The sequence below is a fragment of the Ornithinibacillus halophilus genome (assembly GCF_900129485.1).
Classification (GTDB): domain Bacteria; phylum Bacillota; class Bacilli; order Bacillales; family Amphibacillaceae; genus Ornithinibacillus; species Ornithinibacillus halophilus.
In genome coordinates this window covers 1-20,446 of sequence record NZ_FQVW01000006.1, presented here as the reverse complement: position 1 = coordinate 20,446, position 20,446 = coordinate 1, and the positions used below count along the sequence as shown (strand labels likewise).

Genomic DNA, 20,446 nt, shown 5'->3' with positions numbered 1-20,446 from the left:
CTCTTTTCAACATCTAGTGTAGGAAAACTCTTTTTGGTCGATATCTCTAACTGGATACTCTCCAGTCATACACGCCATACAAATTCCTTGATTTAGGGAATTCCTCTCCACGATTGCTTTCTCTAAACCTTTAGCAGACAAATATGCAATACTGTCTGCTCCAATTAACTTACCGATTTCATCTAATGAATAATTAGCAGCAATGAGTTCTTGTTTCGTCGACATATCAATTCCGTAATAACAAGGGTCTGTAATTGCAGGAGAAGCGATCCTCACATGGACTTCTTTAGCTCCAGCTTTTTTTAGCATTCGAACAATTCGTTTGCTCGTCGTTCCCCTTACAATGGAGTCATCAATCATAATGACTCGTTTTCCTTCGACAATTCCTCTCACTGGAGATAGTTTCATTTTTACACCTTGCTCACGTAATTCCTGTGACGGTTGGATAAATGTTCTCCCTATGTATCTATTTTTTATGAGGCCAATTTCATAAGGGATTCCACTTTGCTCTGCAAATCCAATGGCAGCTGAAATACTAGAGTCTGGAACACCTGTGACAATATCTGCTTCTACTGGTGATTCTTTTGCCAATTCAATCCCCATTTTCTTCCGTGAGGCGTGAACATTGACATTATTTAAATCACTATCCGGTCTTGAAAAATAAACATATTCCATCGCACAAAGGCTTCGTTGCTCTTGAATTGCAAATCTAGTCGATTCAATCCCAGTGTCACTAATAGTAATTAACTCCCCTGGTAACACTTCCCGTTCATATGTTGCACCGATAATATCAAATGCACAGGTTTCAGAGGCAACCACATATGCATCACCTAATCTCCCAATTGATAATGGTCTTAAACCACTAGGATCCAGGGCTACATACATTTTATCTTCTTGTAAAAGAACAAAAGCGTATGCCCCAACTAATCTGCACAGTGCTTCACTAAGTGCTGCTTTGGTATCAGGTTCCTCACTTCGCTTTAATAAGTGAGCTAATACCTCTGTATCGGAGGAAGTTTGTAAAATACTTCCTCCTCGTTCCAATTCGCCTCTAAGGGCATAAGCGTTCATGATGTTTCCATTATGTGCTAAAGCCACACTTCCCGTTTGAGAGTGAAACAGTAGAGGTTGAACATTATCAATGGTGCGATCGCCTTGGGTGGCATACCGTACATGCCCAATTGCTGCATGGCCACTAAGCTTGGAAAAATCCACCCTTTTAAACACATCATTGACAAGCCCTTGTCCTTTATGAAGCTTTAATTGCTCACCATCTGTTGTTACTACACCTGCTCCTTCTTGGCCACGATGCTGCAAGGAATGAAGACCATAGTAGGTGATCTCTGCAGCTTTTTCATGCCCCCATATGCCAAACACACCACACTCTTCGTTTAACCCTCTTATTTCAGCAAGCATGGAATAGCTCCTTTCCAAAGCATATAAAGTTCCTCCACACTTTCTTTAATCGAAACGCTTTCTGATTGAAACTTCATCATTCCATCAGAGGTTACATTTCCTATTAAAGTTGCATCTTCTACCATTTCTTCAAATTGTTCGCGTTGTTCAGGTTTAATCGTTAATAGAAAACGAGATTGGGATTCACTAAATAAAGCTACAGTCATATCCCCACTTATATCTACTTCAAATCCAAGTCCTTTTTCATTAAACACACTCTCAGCAAGTGCAACTCCTAATCCTCCTTCAGATACATCATGTGCAGATGCAATTATTCCACGTTGGATTGCTTGGAGGATTTGGGTTTGACGTTTTTTCTCGATATCTAAATCAATCTCTGGTGCTTTACCTGTATACTGACCATTCAACAGATTTTGTAATTCACTTCCACCGAACTCTTGCTTGGTTTCTCCAACAACATAAATAAGGTCGCCAGCTTCTTGAAAGTAACTAGATGCAATATGATTTACTGATTCATGTAGACCTACCATCCCAACAATTGGTGTAGGAAAAATAGCTTTCCCTTTGGATTGATTATACAAAGATACATTCCCACTAATTACTGGTGTATCAAGAACTTTACAAGCTTCACTCATTCCTTCTACACTTTTTTCCATTTGCCAAAAGACTTCTGGATTAGTTGGATTTCCAAAGTTTAGGCCATCCGTTAACCCTAAAGGCCTTGCACCTGAACAAATAAGGTTTCGCGCTGCTTCTGCTACAGCAATTTTCCCACCTGTCTCAGGATCTAAATAAATATAGCGAGAATTACAGTCTGTCGTTATTGCTAATGCTTTTTCTGTTCCTTTTATACGGATAACAGCAGCATCGGATCCAGGAGCTACGACCGTATTCGTTTGAACCATGGAATCGTATTGGTCATACACCCATTCTTTACTAGCGATCGTTGGCTGTTGTAAAAGTTCTTTCAGTACGCTGGCATGATTTTCTACTACCGGAACGTTGCACTGAATATTCTGAAATTCTTTATAATAATTTGCTTCCTTTGAAGGCATATGATAAACCGGTGCTTCCTCTGCCAATGCATCTACTGGAATCTCTGCTTGTATATCACCATGTTGCTTAATACGAAATACCTTCTCTTCCACGACCTGACCTACATTTACTGCTTCTAAACCGTACTTATTAAAAATATCGATAATTTCTTGTTCCCGGCCTTTTTTCACAACTAACAACATACGCTCTTGTGATTCTGAAAGCATAAGCTCATAAGCGTTCATGTTTTGTTCACGTTGAGGAACACGGTCTAAGTCCATCTCGACTCCTGTTCCACCCTTGCTGGCCATCTCACTAGCTGAAGATGTTAGACCTGCTGCCCCCATATCTTGCATTCCGACTAGTGCATCAGAATGAATAACTTCTAAGCATGCTTCAATTAATAGTTTTTCCATAAAAGGGTCGCCAACTTGAACAGCTGGACGGTCCTTAGCTGAATCCTCGGCTAAATCATCGGATGCAAATGTCGCCCCATGAATGCCATCACGACCAGTTGGTGCACCTGCATAAAGAATCGAGTTACCAACACCTGCCGCAATTCCTTTTTGGATCTCATCATGATTAATTAACCCAACACACATCGCATTAACTAGTGGATTATCCTCGTAACTATCGTCAAACTGCACTTCTCCACCTACTGTTGGCACACCAACACAATTGCCATATCCAGCAATTCCATTTACAACTTCTGAGAATAAATACTTTACTCGTTCTGACGTTAAATTCCCAAATCTCAGTGAGTTCATTAAGGCAATTGGACGAGCTCCCATGGAAAATACATCACGGATAATTCCACCAACACCCGTTGCCGCTCCTTGATATGGTTCCACTGCTGATGGATGGTTATGGCTTTCTATTTTAAATACAACAGCTTGGTTATCGCCAATATCAATAATTCCTGCTCCTTCTCCTGGTCCTTGCAACACATGAGGAGCTTTCGTTGGGAATTTCTTCAGTAGTGGCTTAGATGTTTTATAACTACAATGTTCCGACCACATTACAGAGAAAATACCTGTCTCTGTAAAATTTGGGCGGCGCTGAAGTATACGTTTAATCATGTCATACTCTTGGTCGGTAAGACCCATTTCTTGATACAATCTATCGTTTTCAATTTGTTCTGGGCTAATATCATGGGTTTGTAACATAAACGGATTCCCTCCGATTCGTTTTGGTATGTATTAGAAATTGACTTTTCCTATATAGGAATTTTAATTTCATTTGAATAAACTAGAGTTTGTCAGCTAAGTTGATTTCCGCTACGGACAGTCGCTTTCCGTGGGCACGGCCTCAGCCAGGCTACTACTTGATTAGGCTTCATAGCTGCCTTGCACCGAGGAAGCTAACTTCTTAGAAATACTAGTAGACGCAGGTGCATCACTTGGGGTTTTCGGACACGTGCTGTTCCCACAGGACAAGGAAGGCTACGTCAGAGAAACATCGCACGCAGAAAATGCAAATGGAAATGCATTTTCAAGGAGTCGACTGCCCTCCTCTCCAATCAACCTTCAATATTGCAATAATTATCAAAATTATTTAGTACAATTACTACAATACCAGTGGAGGAAATACACGGAGACTCTTCGGAAATAAAGAAAAATCTCCTTCATGCGATGATTATGCTTCCGATGTCCTTCTTGGCACTGCGATTACTCGCCCCACCGAAAACTTTTGTCCTGCGGGAGGAAAGGCATAGGTAATACCCCATAATGCGCTTACGTCTACTAGTAGAACTTCGAAGCAGGCTTCCTCAGCGCAAAGGAGAAAGGAAAATTATTCAAATAGTTCCCTGGATCACCAGCCAACCGTAGGAAGCTTGAGCAGATGTCGCCTAGTGCTGGAAGTGTATTTCTGTAGCGGTAGGTTATTTTACTAACTTTATACAACTGCCTTGACTTTATTGATAAGTGATTGGAATAATTTTAGGCCATCGTCGCTTCCTAGTAGTTTTTCCATTGCGCGTTCTGGGTGTGGCATCATTCCTAGGACATTGCCTTGTTTATTAACGATTCCAGCGATATCAGATACGGAACCATTTGGATTATTTTTATATGTAAATACAATTTGGTTATTGTTTTTCAATTCGGCTAAAGTTTCTTCATCACAGTAATAATTTCCTTCTCCATGGGCAATTGGAAAACGGATAATTTCTCCCGTGGAGTAACTAGAAGTGAATATTGTTTCATTGTTTTTAACGACAAGTTCTTCCTGGTGGCACATGAAGGATAAGTTTTTATTACGCATTAAAGCACCTGGAAGTAATCCAGATTCTGTTAGCACTTGGAAGCCATTACATACACCAAGTACCGGCTTACCTAAAGAGGCGTGCTCTTTCACTTGTTCCATAACATTTGATGTTGCTGCAACAGCACCAGAACGAAGATAGTCCCCATAGGAAAAGCCTCCAGGTAGTAATATTCCATCATAATTTGATAGATTACTATTTTCATACCAAACTAATTCGGCCTCTTCTCCAAGTACATCTTTCACAGCATGGTACATATCTCGGTCACAATTGGATCCTGGAAAAACAACGACTGCAAATTTCACGAGTGAATAGCCTCCTCCACTTCAAAGCTGTAATCCTCAATGACTGGGTTTGCTAATAATTTATCGCACATTTCTTTCACCCGTCCCATTAAATTCGGACCTTCTTCCACTTGAAGTTCTAAATATTTGCCTACACGTGCTTCTACAACTTCCTCATAACCAAGGGAATTTAAAGATTTTTGGATGGCTTTCCCTTGAGGATCTAATACACCACGTTTTAAAGTTACATAAACATGAACCTTCTTCATTTCCTCTCCTCCAGACGATGTAAGATGATTTCATACACTTCCAATAAATCTCCAGTACCTTGGCGGAAAACATCCTTATCCATTTTTTCTCGTGTATCACGATCCCATAGCCTACATGTATCCGGTGAAATCTCATCTGCCAGAACAATTTCACCAGTTATCGAGCGACCAAACTCTAATTTAAAATCAATTAAATCTAAATTGAGAGATTGATAGAGTTCACGAAGAACTGTATTGACTTCTAAAGCTTTTGCCTTTATCTCTTTTAATTCAGAAACAGTGATATTCGTAAGTAGTAGAGCATGGTCGTCATTAATTAATGGATCATCAAGTTCATCATTTTTGTAAAATAATTCAATTAGAGGTGGCTGGAAGGGCATTCCTTCTTTTAGTCCAAGGCGTTTCAAAATACTTCCAGTAGCGACATTTCGAATAACCACCTCTAGTGGAATAATAGCTGTTTCATGGACGAGTTGTTCTGTTTCGTTTAATCGCTTAATAAAATGACTCGAAATTCCTTGCTCCTGTAAATAAGTGAAAATTCGTGATGAAATCTCATTATTCAACCGGCCTTTTCCTTCAAAGAATGCTTTCTTTTTCCCATTAAAAGCTGTTGCATCATTTTTGTAAGATAGAACTAGTTGACTTTTAGTATTGGTGCGATACACTTGTTTGGCTTTTCCCTCATATAAAAGTTCTGCCTTCATTTCCCCACCTCAGCTTAGGCCTATGCGTTCAAAAATAGCATCGACATTTTTTAAATGATATGTGTAGTCAAAGCAATCATCAATTTCTTCCTTAGTTAGTAATGAGGTAACTTTTTCATCTTTTGTAACTAATTCCTTAAAATGAATTTCAGTTTCCCATGCTTCCATTGCTTTTGGCTGAACAAGATCATACGCCTCTTCTCTAGCCATTCCTTTATCAATTAAAGAAAGTAGAACTCTTTGTGAGAAAATAACACCATGCGTTTTATCAATATTTCGTTTCATATTTTCAGGAAAGACTGTTAAATTTTTCACGATATTACCAAAGCGGTTTAACATATAATTCAAGGCAATCGTTGCATCTGGTAAAATAACCCGTTCTGCAGACGAATGAGAAATATCACGTTCATGCCATAACGAAACATTTTCATATGCCGTAACCATGTGACCTCTAACGACACGAGCCATTCCTGTCATATTTTCAGACCCAATTGGGTTACGTTTATGCGGCATTGCAGATGAGCCTTTTTGCCCTTTCGCAAATCGTTCTTCTACTTCTCTCGTTTCTGTCTTTTGCAAATTACGTATTTCCGTAGCCATTTTTTCAATGGAGGTAGCAATTAGTGCCAACGTTGAAATATAAGCAGCATGACGGTCTCTTTGCAAAGTTTGTGTTGACACAGGTGCTGGGGAAAGACCTAATTTTTCACAAACATAACTTTCCACGAATGGATCGATGTTGGCATATGTTCCTACTGCACCAGAAAGTTTCCCAAACTCAATGCTATCAGCAGCTAATTCAAAGCGTTCCACATTTCGTTTCATTTCTTCAAACCATAATGCAAGCTTTAACCCAAAGGTAGTTGGTTCTGCATGGACTCCGTGTGTTCTTCCCATCATGACTGTATGCTTATGTTCAATCGCTTTGTTTTTTAAAATCTCAATAAAGTTATGTAAATCTTTTCTAATAATGTCATTCGCCTGCTTCAATAAATAGGAAAGTGCAGTATCAACCACATCTGTAGACGTTAATCCATAGTGGACCCATTTCCGCTCATCTCCTAATGTTTCCGACACAGCACGTGTAAACGCAACGACATCATGTCTTGTTTCCTGTTCAATTTCATAAATTCGATTGATATCAAAAGATGCGTTTTCTCTCAGTTTTTTCACATCTTCTTTTGGTATAATGCCTAGTTCACTCCAAGCTTCACATGCTAATATTTCAACCTCTAGCCAAGCTTTATATTTATTTTCCTCTGTCCAAATCGAACCCATTTCTTCTCTTGTGTAACGTTCAATCATTGTTTTGCCTCCTCAAATTGCCTAATCTGTTCTTCAGCTGTATCTCCTATAAATGTAATATGCCCCATCTTCCGTTTTGCTTTCACTTCATCTTTCCCATAAAAATGAACAAAACCATTGGGGGTCTTAGGCATTGCATGTAGAGTTGGTTCCACATCTTCACCTAAAATATTCAACATGATAGCCGGTGTTACAACTTCCACCGGTATTAATGGTAAACCACAAATGGCACGAATATGTTGAGTAAACTGTGAAATATTACAAGATTCAATCGTGTAATGTCCTGAATTATGTGGGCGAGGTGCCATCTCATTCACATAAATATCTTCCCCTGACACAAACATTTCAATAGCAAATGTTCCGATGATATTCATTTTATCTGCTAGTACTCTAGCTGCTTCGATGGCTTTTAGTTTTACTTCCTTCGTAACCTTAGCCGGTGCCATTGTTTTATGTAATATATGGTCCATATGTTCATTTTCAGCTATCGGGAAAAATTCAATCGCACCTGCTGCAGTTCTTGTAAAGATGACCGATATCTCTTTATCAAATGAGATCCATTCTTCGATAATGCAGTGTTGATGTTTCTCTACAAACTCAATTGCTTGTGTACGGTCTTCAGGGGACGTTAGCTTCTGTTGTCCTTTTCCGTCATAACCCCCACGACAGGTTTTTATGACAGCAGGGAATGTTATCTTTTCGAATGCTTGCTCACATTCCACTCTACTATTTACAATAGAAAATCTAGGGATGGGTAAGCGAACTTCCTCCATCAGCTTCTTTTCCTTTTCACGATTTTGCGTAATTTCTAATGCATATGAACCTTGAGGCAGCTTCCCTTGTTGTTCGATATATGTAGCAGCTTCTAAATCTACATTTTCAAATTCATAAGTGATGACATCACTTACCTCTGTTAATTGTTTAATGGCATTCATGTCATCGTAATTTGCTATGATTTGCTTATCAGCTACTTGTGCAGTTGGACAATTTGGTATTGGGTCTAGGACAATAATTTGATATCCCATATATTTTGCAGCAATAGCCATCATTCGTCCTAATTGTCCTCCACCAATTATCCCAATTATTTTTGGTGGTAAAATTACTCTATTGTTCTGCAAGGTTTCCCCTCATCTCATCTACTTTTTCTTTCATCTCTTCTCTATATGTCGTTAGCTTTGCAGCCGTATATTCGTCGAAAGCTCCAATTATTTCAGCAGCCAAAATCCCTGCGTTTGTTGCTCCTGCTTTGCCAATGGCTACCGTTGCTGTTGGCACCCCACCTGGCATTTGTACAATGGATAGTAGTGAATCTAATCCATCTAACGCTTTACTCTGAACAGGCACCCCAATTACTGGCAAGGTCGTTTGTGATGCAACCATCCCTGGTAAGTGGGCTGCTCCCCCTGCTCCTGCAATAATTACTTTTAAGCCACGTTCACGAGCTGTTTTTGCATAAACAAACATGTCATCTGGGGTACGATGCGCAGAAATGACTTCTTTTTCATAAGAAATATCCAATTCTTTTAAAACATCACAGGTATGCTGCATCGTTTCCCAATCTGAAATACTCCCCATTATTACACCAACAACTGGCATAGAATCTCCTCTTTCTTTTTAAAAATAAAAAAGTCTACTCGTCTCCCTCAAAAAATGAGGAAAGATGAGTAGACTAATGGATTAACTCATAGAAAAATGCAATAAAAAGCCAAACTCATGCCTTTTATCCGGTTACAACAGACCATTATTCATAAACAATGATTCATCCTTCCTCATAGTCCAGCATTTACGGTGCCGGGTAGAAACTTCAAGGCCATATCCCAAGAAATATATGAGGACCCGTATTTAATTGATGAATTAAGCATAACAAATCCCCATCAGTCCCGTCAATAAAAATCGAACAATAAATTTTAAATTGATACTAATGTTCGGATTTAAACGAATGACTGTTAGGTTATTACGGAATAAGGACAAATAATCCTTTATTCATTGATATTAATCTATTTTCACATTTATACGGACATCTAATCACTTATTAAGCCTATTAGAGATTAATCAGTATGAATTTGGATGAAATAAAGGAACCGATGTCCAAAATGTAGGCAAATAATCAACTTATCATGTACTTAACGGAATAGATGTCATCCACTTACAAGATTCTATTCCGGTTTGGACCCCGGTACATCATTCCGATTGTTTTGCGGTGGATTTGGTTTTCCATCCATTTTCTTTTTGGGATTAAACAAGCGACCTTTTCGAACTTGTTTTACCCAGAAACCACCATGAATTTGCTTTGGTTCATAAGAAATTATAAACGCTTTTGGGTCAATATTCTTGATCACTTCATAAAGTTGCAATTCATATTTTCTTGGCGTAAGGATTTGCATCGATAAACGATCGCCATCCATTCCATATGCAGACCAACTAGTGACACCATATCCCTTTTCACGGATTTTCTTTGTAAAGGCTAAGTCAGGATTAGTTGATACGACATTAACGGTTATATAACCTAGAGCAAGTTTCTCCTCAATTATGGAACCAACTACAACCCCAATTCCATAACCTAGTGCGTAAGCGATGATATTTTGAATTTGATCTAGGTTGTCTAGTACTAAACCTAAACCTACGACATAAATAACTATTTCAAACATACTAACAAATGCTGCTACATAACGTCGCCCTTTTAACGTGAGAATCATGCGCACTGTAAAAAGCGAAACATAAACAATATTGATTATTAAAATAATCGCTACCATAATTAGTGCATTTTCTAGCATTGCAAAACCTCCTCATGCCTTTGAAGTTTTATCATATCAATAATTTCTATCAAAAGAAAATATGACATTCACCCATTAACATTTTTAGGCATATTGTATTAAAGCGATACTAAATGAGGTGATTCGTATGGATCCATTTCAACAAATGAGTGACTGGAAACAAAATATGGACCATTTTTTTGGAGAGCAATTTTGGGATCAATTTGAAGGCATTATTAAACCTACTATTCCCCAAGTTAATTTGTATCAAACAGACAATGAACTCTTATGCATCGTTAATATTCCAGGATTACACGATCTAGAAAAGTTAGATATCTATGTTGACTATACAACGATGGAACTTCGGGGTGTAATTGACATTGGTCATGATGGTGGAATGGTCATTAAAGAAGAAATATTGCAGGGAGTTTTTGAAAGAACAATTACCTTACCATTCCCAGTACGTGCCGATAAAATAAAAGCAACATACAAAAATGGCTTAGTATATATTCAATTACACAGATTAGTAACAGAATCCAGTCGTAAAAATAGAGTAAATGTGCGATTACTTGAAGATAGTTAAACGATTGAACCCTTATACTAGGAAAACCGTTACATGCACTCCTAGTATAAGGGTATTGTTATATCATATTTTCTTACATACATAAACCATCTCATAGCTATTATTAGTTACGGGTGTTTCGTTCCAATCACTATAGATATCTACAATTTCAAACCCATTCGATTGTAACAATCTTTCCATTTCTTTTGGAAATACGTATCTTAACGATATCTTCGTTCGCTTTTCTTTGAACAATTCTCCGTCTATGTTTTTGTATTTTCTAATCGTAGTATAATGTTGAACTTGTTCTAAAGCATCATAATTGCTAATTGTAAAAAGTTCAACAGTTGCATTTGATTCTTTATCGATATACGTTCTCCAGTATTCTTCTGTCGGCGGTTGTAACAACTCTTCAGCACTAGGGAACCGTGTACCAAATATAAATATTCCATCATTATCTAAATGTTTATGAACAGAGGAAAGCAACTTATCTTGATCAACATTCGTAAGAAAATGCTGAAATGAGTTACCCACTGTAAAAATAAAATTACTTTTCACGTTTAGTTCTAAATTTGTACCATCCTGTTCTATCCATTTAACAGATACATTTTGAATTCTTGCTTTTTCTTTTGCCTCGTTTAACATCCCTCTATGGATATCAACACCAATTAGATGATAGCCACTTTCTGCCATTGGAATCGTTAATCTTCCTGTACCACAAGCTAAGTCTATAATGGTACCTTTCATTTTTGATGCCCACTTTAGTAGAAATGGTAGTTCTGGTCTATATCCATTATTTTCTTTATCGTATATTATTGGGTCATCGTACTCTTCAGTATTCGTAAAAGTCATATACTGTTACCTCTATTCGCTTTCCATTTCTCTTTATTCTTTATTCGGACCAAATACACGTTTTTCAATATTCGACTGTTTCCCTCGAATGCGCTTGTTTAATGTATTCTTCCAGTTCTCAGCAAGAAGTTCACAAGAAGCTAAATCTCCAGCTAATCTTAAGTTATCCTTTTGGACATGCATGACATCATTACATGCGTCAATAGTCCATTGTGGATAGGGACGTTCCATTAATTCAATTGTATCACCAGCAGTGACATTCCCTTCCTTTAATACTCGAAAATACCAGCCTGTTCGCCCACTTTTTTGAATGCGTAATGCAAAATCCATTACACCAAACCTGCGAGCTGGCTTCCAACACGGTTGCCTCGGTTGAGAGACTTGTATAATAGCTTCTCCTACTTGATAGGAATCTCCAATACAGACATTCGATTCATCCATATGATGAACAGCAAAATTTTCACCATGTGCACCAATCCCTATTGTTTCTAACTCTAAGTCTTTTCTCCAGTAGTCATAGTGACGGATTGGATATGTAAAAACAGCTTTTTCTGGCCCTCCATGATTCTTCTTATCGGCTACCTCATCACCTTGAAGTCCTGTTTTCCCTAACCAAATAGATCCGTTAACTTCTTTTTTGAACATGCCACTTTCCCATTGTTTTTCCATTGGCTTTGTCGCATTAGGATCTCCCACACGTTTTACTTTCCCTTTTAAAATTGTATCGATTATTGGTTTATCCATATCTTCACCTGCTCTTTTATTATACTGATTCTATTTTATCTATACTTTCGAAAAAATGGAAATAGCACGCGTTCCTATTAAGAACTCGTGCTATCTTCCATTGCTTTTTCTTTTAACAATGCTTTATTTATTTTACCAACATGGGTCTTTGGTAACTCGTCAATAAGATGAAATTTTTTAGGTACTTTATAACGTGTCAGTTTTTGATTGCAATAATCTTTCAAGTCTTCTTCTGAAAGTGGCACCTTTGTGACTACAAACGCAGTTACTACTTCCCCCCACTTTTCATCAGGAAGACCAACAACAGCTGCTTCAACAATATCATTATTTGATTCTAACCAATGTTCAATCTCTAATGGATAAACATTCTCTCCACCTGTAATAATCATATCTTTTTTCCGACCAACGATATATACATACCCATCCTCATCTTGTTTAGCAAGGTCACCTGTATGAATCCAACCTTCTTTCATCGTATGGTCCGTTTCATCTTTCCTATTCCAATAATATTCAAAAGAATGATAGCCACGTATCCATAGTTCGCCCACCTCGTTTGGTAGAGCTTTAGAACCATCCTCTTTCATTATTTTAATATCATTAAACAGCATCGGCTTTCCAACAGAACCTACTCTTTCAGCTGTCTCTTCATGAGAAATAAAAAAATTATTCGGTCCAGCTTCCGTTAACCCATATCCTTCCTTAAAGGCAAGACCTTTTTCACGAAAGGCATCATAGATTTTATGTGGACAAGGGGCACCACCAGAAACAAATAGTTTCATGTTTGGAAAGCTTGATTCTTGAAACTTACGAGTTTGAATGATCATATGATACATTGTTGGAACAAATAGAACAACTGTACATTTATGATACAATAAATCCTCTATTGCCTTTTCTGGCTCAAAACTTGAGGAGATAACAACTTTACCTCCAATTAACAATAATGGTAAAGTGTATACATTTATTCCCCCTGTATGAAACATTGGCAGGCAAGTTAGCGTCACATCTTCATCACTAAGATTCCAACTAACGATGGTATTTAATGCATTCCACAGGATAGAACGATGACTCAGTACTACACCTTTTGGTCTCCCTGTTGTACCACCTGTATAAATCATTGCGAGGGGGTCAGACTCATTTAACTCCACGTTATAAGCAGGCTTAGTTATTGTTAATTCTTCTACGTATTCATTATTGTTAATAACAACAATTGTTTCGGCCATGTATCCATTCAGTTTTTCTTCAAACACCGAAGCTACGCCAATTAATTTAGGCTCACAATCATTAATAACATAAGATAATTCATCGTCCGATAAACGCCAATTTAATGGAACAAAAATAGCACCTGTTTTCATGCAGGCGAATATAAAATCAAGATAACTTATGTGATTCAGTGACAACAAGGCAACTCGATCACCCTTTTGTACCCCATTTGAAATAAAAAAGTCTGCCAATTTCCCAACACGCTCATGGAGTTCTTTATATGACCATGAATCCTTGTTCTCTGCATCAATTACCGCTTCTCTATTAGGAGATAATTCCACACGAGATTTAAGCCAATCAATATTTGCATGCACTGTAACCCCTCCTAGCAAAAACACAACTTTAATAATCTAGACACATCATAAACAATAGAAGTTACAACGTAGTTACAGTTATGTAGGGATTAGTTCTTTTTGTATAGCACTACTCAGCAAACAAAAAAAGTGGGACACATCAATGCTCTTTCTAATACGAGCATTTGTGTCCCAACCTTTACATCATTATTCCACCATCAACATGCAGTGCATGCCCATTAACATAGTCTGATTCACTAGAAGCTAAGAAGAGGTAAGCATTGGCGATATCCTCCGGTTTACCAAGACGTTGCATAGGCACCTGCGCTTTCATTTTATCAATGACCTTCTCTGGTACGGCTGCAACCATTCCTGTTTCCGTAAAGCCTGGTACAACTGCATTGACATTAATGCCTTTACGACCAAGCTCCTTCGCCCAAGTCTTGGTCATTCCAATTATCCCTGCTTTTGCTGCTGCATAATTGGTTTGACCGACATTACCATATGTACCTGTCACAGAGGATGTACTAACAATTTTACCTTTACCCTTTGAAATCATTGATGGTAGTACAGCTTGTGTACAATGAAATACTCCGGTTAAATTAACATCGATTACCTGTTGAAATTGTTCGGTTGTCATTTTGCTCAACATGGCATCACGGGTAATCCCAGCATTATTAATCAGTACATCAATTCCATCGTAATCTGCTAATACCTTTTCAACCAAGTTATCCACGCTATTTCGGTCTGCCACATTCACTTGAATAAATTTGACCTCATATCCTTCGTTTAGAAGTTCCTTTTCACTTTCTACACCTTTTTCTTCATCAAAATCAGCAATGACTACTTTTGCACCTTCTCCTGCAAAAGTTCGAGCCGCTTGAAAACCTATTCCATTCGCAGCACCTGTGATAATTGCTACTTTATCCTGTAATCTGCCCATTTTGAAAACCCCTCTCCTGTCATATTACCTTGCGCTTTCCACTTCTGAAAAAAACTCTTCCATCACTTGTAATAATTGATCCAAATCATCAATCAATGGTGAATGTCCGCAGCCTTTCAATTCTTTATATACTGCTTTATCTCCAAAATCTTCTCGTAGTTCTTCCGTCATTGCCTTCGTCACAACAATGTCATGTTCTCCCCAAGCAATACATACCGGAACATCAATTTCCTTTACCTTATCTTCACCCTCGACAAGACCATTATAGGCATTACTAATATTAAAGATATTTAACGCTTGGTAGCACTCTGCTAGATTTCTTTGGGCAGTCATATCCTCTAGGTATTTCTGGTAGCGCTCATCTTCTGGTTTTTCTCGTTGATAGATGAGCATATCCCAAGTCTGTTTGAGTAAATCGTAATTCTTCGTATCATAGGCACTTTGAACAAGTAAACGTTTTTTATCGTTCATTATTTCATCCAATGTTTCAATTCGCATGTTCAAATCTGGCATGCCATCATCTTTTGTTGCATAGTATGCATACCCCCTAGAGGAACCTGATGCTAACAAGAATAACCGTTCACTAAATCCAGGGTAATCTGCACAGAATTGTTGACATACAGTACCACCTAACGACCAGCCTACTAAAGTAAAATTGCTAAGACCTAAATGATCCACCCAAGCCTTTAGGTCATCAGAAAAGTCCTTAATTGAAGTAATTTTCTCATTGTAACTCGATTCACCAAATCCACGTAAATCTACAGCATACACTTTGTAGTTGTCTGAAAGATTCTCAATAACTAAATCCCAATGAACAGAAGAAGTCATGTTCCCGTGAACTAAAACAACGATGTCCTCCCCACCAGAACGCTCTCGATATGCCATTTCTTCCCCATTTGGTAGCATTACCTTCTTTAAGCTAACATCAACCATCTTCAAATCCTCCCCTTGTTTAATTACTTCCCCATTTAATAACACATGCTCCCCAGGCATATCCTATTCCTGCAGAAACAAGAACCACCACATCTCCACTTTTAAGTTTTCCTTGTTGTTCAGCTAACTCAAGTGATAAAATTTGATCCATTTGACCAATATGACCATAGTTTTCAAGATAGATTGATTTCTCTAGATCAACTCCTAATTGGTCGAGCACGTATTGATGAGCAGAGCGCTTCATATGGAGCATAGCGACGTAATCAATATCTTCTTTTTTATACCCACTTTTTTCAAGTGCCTTTTCCATACAAAGAATAAAATTACTCATCGACTTTTGTTCCAGTCGTTCCTTCATTCCAACCGGATCTAATACATCCAATTGATATAATCCATTTTCTAACGTCTCTTTTGTAATAGGATTTTTTGTTCCACCAGTGGTCACTACGACATCCTCCGAAAAAGATCCATCCGTCATTAGATGAGATTCTTTTAACAGATTCTCCTGATGGCCTTTACGTAATAGAATGGCTCCTCCACCTGCACCTAAATTAAACATAAATCTAGTTCTAGCATTCTCGTAATTGATAAAATCCACATTTCGGTACCCACCGGCAAGTAACACCGTATTAATGCTTGGATCAGATGTCATCATATCTTTGGCAACCTTTAATGCCATGATCGTCGTTCCACATCGTAGTGCTATATCGAAAGCCCAGGCATTTTCAGCACCAAGATCGTGTTGCAATTTAATCCCTGCTGTCCATAAAGGATATTCCTTATGTTCTTCACCAATATAAATAATCAGATCAATTTCTTTTGGGTCTATCCCAGCTCTTTCAATAGCAATCTTTGCTGCACGTGTTCCCATTTCAGCTGTATGATCTTCTTTATTTGGGATTGGCTTTTCTTTTATTCCCATCTTCTGTTCGACAACTTCTAATGGAATTCCTGCTTGTTTCGAGATTTCCTCTGATGTCATCCGTTTTTTAGGTATATACGTTCCAATACTAACGATTCCAATTGTGTCCACATTACCACCACCTATATTGCTTCTGATTTCTGATTATCCTTTAGTCCTTTCTTAGCCGAACTTCCCAAAAATTTCGCCCGAATCGTTCCAACAATTCCTAATGGGAAGAAGATAACAACTAGGATATATACAGTACCGTACAAAATAATCCACCGTTCAAATATCCAGTGAACATCTGATAAACTTGATAACCAGTGATGAGCAAATTCAATCAACCCTGCACCAATGATTGGACCAATTAAAGTGCCGACTCCACCAATAATAGTCATTAGTAATACATCGATTGTTAAATCTGTTGCAAAAACATCCGTATTTACAAAACGTATTGAGATAATATATAAAACCCCAGCAAAGCTTGCAATAACTCCTGAAACAACACTCGCAATTACTTTATAGTGCAGAACTTTATATCCTAATGACTCGGTTCTCTGCTCATTTTCACGAATGGACATTAGCACTCTACCAAAAGGAGATTTTGTTAATCGCCTTAATCCAAAGAAAATAAGAACTAATGAAACTAAACTGAGAAAATACAGATTTTGAGATTCACGCAATATGTCTGGAACACGGAATGTAAATCCATCGTATCCTCCTGTTACATCCCTCCATTTTTCAGCTGCTACTAAAAATAACCCTGCCAATGCTAATGTCAACATCGCATAGAAATGACTTTTTAGTCGAAGCGTTAAAATCCCAACAATAAAACTCACAATACCAGCAATGATAAAAGCAACGAGTACACTTAGTAGCATGTTAGGAATTGTTGGCTCCATCCGGTCCATTATGATTCCTGTAGAATAAGCCCCAATTCCAAAAAACATGACATGACCAAATGATATGATTCCGGTGTAACCTAGAAGCAGGTCATAACTCATCGCAAAAATTCCAAAAATAAATATTTGAATAATGATAAATTGCATGCTTCGCCCTGTTACTAGAAATGGGACAATAAACAGAACTAGTGCAAATGCTAAATAGATCCACGTACTTCTTTCTACATGTCGTAAATTCATCTTCTCACCCCTTTACCCTAAACAAGCCTTGTGGTCTAAATACCAGAACAATTGTCATTAATAGCATATTTACAGCTAACGATAGCGCTGGGAAATAGTAAGCCATAAATGCTTGTGCTAATCCAACGAGTAATGCTGCTAATAATGATCCGGTAAAACTCCCCATTCCACCGATAACAACAACGATAAATGCCAAGATAGAAAATTCTAATCCCATTTCTGCATATAGATTTCCAGAGTATGGTGCATGGAGAATTCCACTTAAAGCTGCCAATGCTGCCCCTACCATAAAGACAAGCATAAAGACCAATCGAATATTGATACCTAACGATTGGACCATCTCCTTATTAATAACTCCGGCACGCACGATTAACCCAATTCTTGTTTTCTTTAAAATAAACATACAAATAGCAAAAACGAGTATACCTACAGCAATAATAAATAAACGATACTTAATTAAAACAACATCTCCAACTAAAAAACTACCTGAGAGCCATTCTGGTGGAAATACTGCGATTTGCTGTGGACCAAACACGACTTTAATTAATTCTTGCAAAACTAGCATAAAACCTAATGTAATCAATATTTGCTGAATATGATTCCCATACACCGGACGTACAATTATCCGTTCTGTTACATAGCCAATCAATAAACCAGTAATAATAGCTACAATAATTCCTAAGAAAAAACTATTTGTCATTTGATAGAACCATACACCAGTATAAGCCCCCCAAATAAACAAACCACCGTGCGCAAAGTTTAATACACTCATTAACCCAAAAATAAGAGTTAATCCTGCAGCAAGGAGGAATATTAACATGCCTGTTGCAAGCCCATTTATTAATAAGCTAAAAATTAAATCCATTTGTCCCCCTCCTTAAGAAATCCCTAAATATTTCTTCATAAGTACTTTATCTTCTTTTAACTCTTCCATTTGTCCATTATGAATCGTTTGGCCATCATCAATAATATAAAATTGATCACCAATTTTACTCGCCATCATAAAGTTTTGTTCCACTAGTAGAATTGTAGTTTTTTCCTTCATTTGATTAATGGAATCCATGACCTTTTCTACGATAATTGGAGCTAACCCTTTACTTGGCTCATCAATTAAAAGCAATTCATTTTCATTTACGTACGCTCTAGCAATTGCTAGCATTTGCTTTTGTCCTCCACTTAATTGCCCACCAGGCTTCTTCCAAAACTTTTTTAAATCTGGAAAAAGCTCTAGCACCCATTCCATTCGTTTTGTCGTTCCTTCATCTTCCTTTTTCATGGCGACACGAATGTTTTCACCAACCGTTAAATCACCAAATATCCCTTGATCTTCAGGCACATAACCAATTCCTCTATTGGCTATAATATGAGGTTTTAATCTACTAATCTCTTCATTCTTAAATGTGATAGAACCTTTAGAAGCTGGGTTTAACCCCATAATGGTTCTAAGTGTCGTTGTCTTACCTGCTCCATTTCTTCCTAACAAAACGGTTACCCCACCTGAAGGCACTTCAAATGAAATATCATGCAAAATATGGTATTGTCCAATATTAGCTGCAACTTGATTTAAATTAAGTAAGCTGTTCATCATACACCCCTCCTAAATAAGCAGACTGCACTGTTTCGTTTTCTACAATTTCCTGCGGTGTTCCTTTTGCAATTAATTCACCATGAAATAAAACAAATACTTCATCAGATAAATCCATAATCATATCCATCTTGTGTTCAATAAGGACAATGGTTCGGTCTTCGGTTTCTTTTATCTGTTTTATCACATCAATAATGGCTGGTACTTCTTCTAAAGACATTCCTGCAGTCGGCTCATCTAGTAATAAAACCTCTGTTTCAAGGGCTAACAACATCGCAATTTCTAATTTCCTTTTTTCACCGTGAGCAAGATTGACAGCAATCTGGTTCGCCTGTTCTTTTAGTAAAACTCGATCCAGTAATTCGTATGCTTTGGCTTCTAGTTTCCTATAATGAAGGAAATGTTGAATCATTTGATAACGAATTTTTGCCTGAGATTGAACAGCTAGACGTACATTTTCTAATACAGTTAAATTCGGAAAAACATTCGTTATTTGAAAAGAACGTCCGATTCCAAGTCTCGTTCGTTTGGTTGTTGAAAATTTGGTAATATCTTGGCCTTTAAAGTAAATCGATCCATTTGTGGGTGATAATTGGCCACTTAGAAGATTGAAAAAAGTGGTTTTTCCAGCCCCATTCGGGCCAATGATGGAAGTAAATTTCTTTTCTGGTATTTCAACAGAAATGTTATCTACTGCCGTGTGACCTCCAAATGAGATGGAGAGATTTTTTGTCTCAATAATACCTGACATGGTGCTCCTCCTTTATATTCAATTAGACTCTTGATTGTTGTTATTTAAACATGATAGTTGGTAGATACTGCGTAGTTCTACTTGGTTGATTTACACTCCGGACATTTGCTTTCCGCGGGCACGGCCTCAGCCAGGCGACTACTTGAATAAACTTCTTTGCTGCCTTGTACCGAGGAATTGACTTCTTAGACTTTCTAGTAGACGCAGGTACATCTTTTGGGGTCTTCGGACACGTGCTCTTCCCGCAGGACAAGGAAGGCTGCGGCAGCGAAACATCGCATGCAGAAAATGCACATGGAAATGCATTTTCAAGGAGTCGACTGCTATCCGCTCCAATCAAAACCTAATATTGCAATGTGTTAACTGTCGAAAATAGCGGAGGAAATACACGAAGACTCCTGCGGGAGGAAAGGCATAGGTGAGACCCCACAGGGCGATAGCCTGA

General features: G+C 37.9%; 20 protein-coding genes and 1 riboswitch. Of the genes, 1 reads left to right on the top strand and 19 read right to left on the bottom strand.

Features of this window, described 5'->3' with window-relative positions:
• Positions 1–6 precede the first annotated feature (6 nt).
• The 9 genes from purF to BUB12_RS04595 form a co-directional block, all read right to left on the bottom strand.
• On the bottom strand, positions 7–1,416 hold the full coding sequence (gene purF, locus BUB12_RS04635) for an amidophosphoribosyltransferase (RefSeq protein WP_072888558.1): 1,410 nt from the start codon (positions 1,414–1,416) through the stop codon (positions 7–9).
• On the bottom strand, positions 1,401–3,617 hold the full coding sequence (purL, locus tag BUB12_RS04630) for a phosphoribosylformylglycinamidine synthase subunit PurL (RefSeq protein ID WP_072888556.1): 2,217 nt from the start codon (positions 3,615–3,617) through the stop codon (positions 1,401–1,403). The genes purF and purL overlap by 16 nt, the downstream gene beginning before the upstream one ends.
• A gap of 730 nt (positions 3,618–4,347) precedes the next feature.
• Complete coding sequence (gene purQ, locus BUB12_RS04625; RefSeq protein WP_072888554.1) at positions 4,348–5,019, bottom strand: phosphoribosylformylglycinamidine synthase subunit PurQ; 672 nt, start codon at positions 5,017–5,019, stop codon at positions 4,348–4,350.
• A complete protein-coding gene (gene purS, locus BUB12_RS04620; RefSeq protein WP_072888552.1) occupies positions 5,016–5,267 on the bottom strand; it encodes a phosphoribosylformylglycinamidine synthase subunit PurS in 252 nt (83 codons plus the stop codon). Before purS ends, purQ begins: the two co-directional genes overlap by 4 nt.
• A complete protein-coding gene (purC, locus tag BUB12_RS04615) occupies positions 5,264–5,974 on the bottom strand; it encodes a phosphoribosylaminoimidazolesuccinocarboxamide synthase (protein WP_072888551.1) in 711 nt (236 codons plus the stop codon). Before purC ends, purS begins: the two co-directional genes overlap by 4 nt.
• A gap of 9 nt (positions 5,975–5,983) precedes the next feature.
• Positions 5,984–7,279, bottom strand: a complete 1,296-nt coding sequence (purB, locus tag BUB12_RS04610) for an adenylosuccinate lyase (RefSeq protein ID WP_072888549.1) — start codon at positions 7,277–7,279, stop codon at positions 5,984–5,986.
• Complete coding sequence (gene purK / locus BUB12_RS04605) at positions 7,276–8,397, bottom strand: 5-(carboxyamino)imidazole ribonucleotide synthase (protein ID WP_072888547.1); 1,122 nt, start codon at positions 8,395–8,397, stop codon at positions 7,276–7,278. Before purK ends, purB begins: the two co-directional genes overlap by 4 nt.
• Positions 8,384–8,875 (bottom strand): 5-(carboxyamino)imidazole ribonucleotide mutase, encoded by a 492-nt coding sequence (gene purE, locus BUB12_RS04600; protein ID WP_072888545.1) that lies wholly within the window; start codon positions 8,873–8,875, stop codon positions 8,384–8,386. Before purE ends, purK begins: the two co-directional genes overlap by 14 nt.
• Positions 8,876–9,031: 156 nt before the next feature.
• Positions 9,032–9,131: riboswitch (purine riboswitch) on the bottom strand.
• A gap of 304 nt (positions 9,132–9,435) precedes the next feature.
• On the bottom strand, positions 9,436–10,053 hold the full coding sequence (locus BUB12_RS04595; protein WP_072888540.1) for a DUF2179 domain-containing protein: 618 nt from the start codon (positions 10,051–10,053) through the stop codon (positions 9,436–9,438).
• Between the two features lie 127 nt (positions 10,054–10,180).
• Between BUB12_RS04595 and BUB12_RS04590 the strand changes: the two genes are divergently transcribed.
• Positions 10,181–10,615 carry an Hsp20/alpha crystallin family protein gene (locus tag BUB12_RS04590; RefSeq protein WP_072888538.1) on the top strand — a complete coding sequence of 145 codons (435 nt, stop codon included), beginning with the start codon at positions 10,181–10,183 and terminating at the stop codon, positions 10,613–10,615.
• A 63-nt stretch (positions 10,616–10,678) separates the two neighbouring features.
• Here the strand turns inward: BUB12_RS04590 and BUB12_RS04585 are convergent, their stop codons facing one another.
• The 10 genes from BUB12_RS04585 to BUB12_RS04540 form a co-directional block, all read right to left on the bottom strand.
• Positions 10,679–11,446 (bottom strand): class I SAM-dependent methyltransferase, encoded by a 768-nt coding sequence (locus BUB12_RS04585; RefSeq protein WP_072888537.1) that lies wholly within the window; start codon positions 11,444–11,446, stop codon positions 10,679–10,681.
• A 33-nt stretch (positions 11,447–11,479) separates the two neighbouring features.
• A complete protein-coding gene (locus BUB12_RS04580; protein WP_072888536.1) occupies positions 11,480–12,190 on the bottom strand; it encodes an MOSC domain-containing protein in 711 nt (236 codons plus the stop codon).
• A 77-nt stretch (positions 12,191–12,267) separates the two neighbouring features.
• The gene (locus tag BUB12_RS04575; RefSeq protein ID WP_072888535.1) at positions 12,268–13,764 is read right to left on the bottom strand and encodes an acyl-CoA synthetase; all 1,497 of its coding nucleotides are present in this window, start codon (positions 13,762–13,764) and stop codon (positions 12,268–12,270) included.
• A 178-nt stretch (positions 13,765–13,942) separates the two neighbouring features.
• Positions 13,943–14,686 carry a 3-oxoacyl-ACP reductase FabG gene (gene fabG / locus BUB12_RS04570; protein ID WP_072888534.1) on the bottom strand — a complete coding sequence of 248 codons (744 nt, stop codon included), beginning with the start codon at positions 14,684–14,686 and terminating at the stop codon, positions 13,943–13,945.
• A gap of 24 nt (positions 14,687–14,710) precedes the next feature.
• Positions 14,711–15,619 (bottom strand): intracellular short-chain-length polyhydroxyalkanoate depolymerase, encoded by a 909-nt coding sequence (gene phaZ / locus BUB12_RS04565; RefSeq protein ID WP_072888649.1) that lies wholly within the window; start codon positions 15,617–15,619, stop codon positions 14,711–14,713.
• A 19-nt stretch (positions 15,620–15,638) separates the two neighbouring features.
• The gene (locus tag BUB12_RS04560; protein ID WP_072888532.1) at positions 15,639–16,652 is read right to left on the bottom strand and encodes a 3-oxoacyl-ACP synthase; all 1,014 of its coding nucleotides are present in this window, start codon (positions 16,650–16,652) and stop codon (positions 15,639–15,641) included.
• Between the two features lie 11 nt (positions 16,653–16,663).
• A complete protein-coding gene (locus BUB12_RS04555) occupies positions 16,664–17,665 on the bottom strand; it encodes a branched-chain amino acid ABC transporter permease (protein ID WP_072888530.1) in 1,002 nt (333 codons plus the stop codon).
• A gap of 4 nt (positions 17,666–17,669) precedes the next feature.
• Positions 17,670–18,530: a branched-chain amino acid ABC transporter permease gene (locus BUB12_RS04550; RefSeq protein ID WP_072888528.1), complete on the bottom strand. Its 861-nt coding sequence runs from the start codon at positions 18,528–18,530 to the stop codon at positions 17,670–17,672.
• 12 nt (positions 18,531–18,542) lie between these two features.
• Entirely contained in the window at positions 18,543–19,250 is a 708-nt protein-coding gene (locus BUB12_RS04545; protein WP_072888523.1) for an ABC transporter ATP-binding protein, read from the bottom strand.
• Positions 19,234–20,001, bottom strand: a complete 768-nt coding sequence (locus BUB12_RS04540; protein ID WP_072888522.1) for an ABC transporter ATP-binding protein — start codon at positions 19,999–20,001, stop codon at positions 19,234–19,236. The genes BUB12_RS04545 and BUB12_RS04540 overlap by 17 nt, the downstream gene beginning before the upstream one ends.
• Positions 20,002–20,446 lie beyond the last annotated feature (445 nt).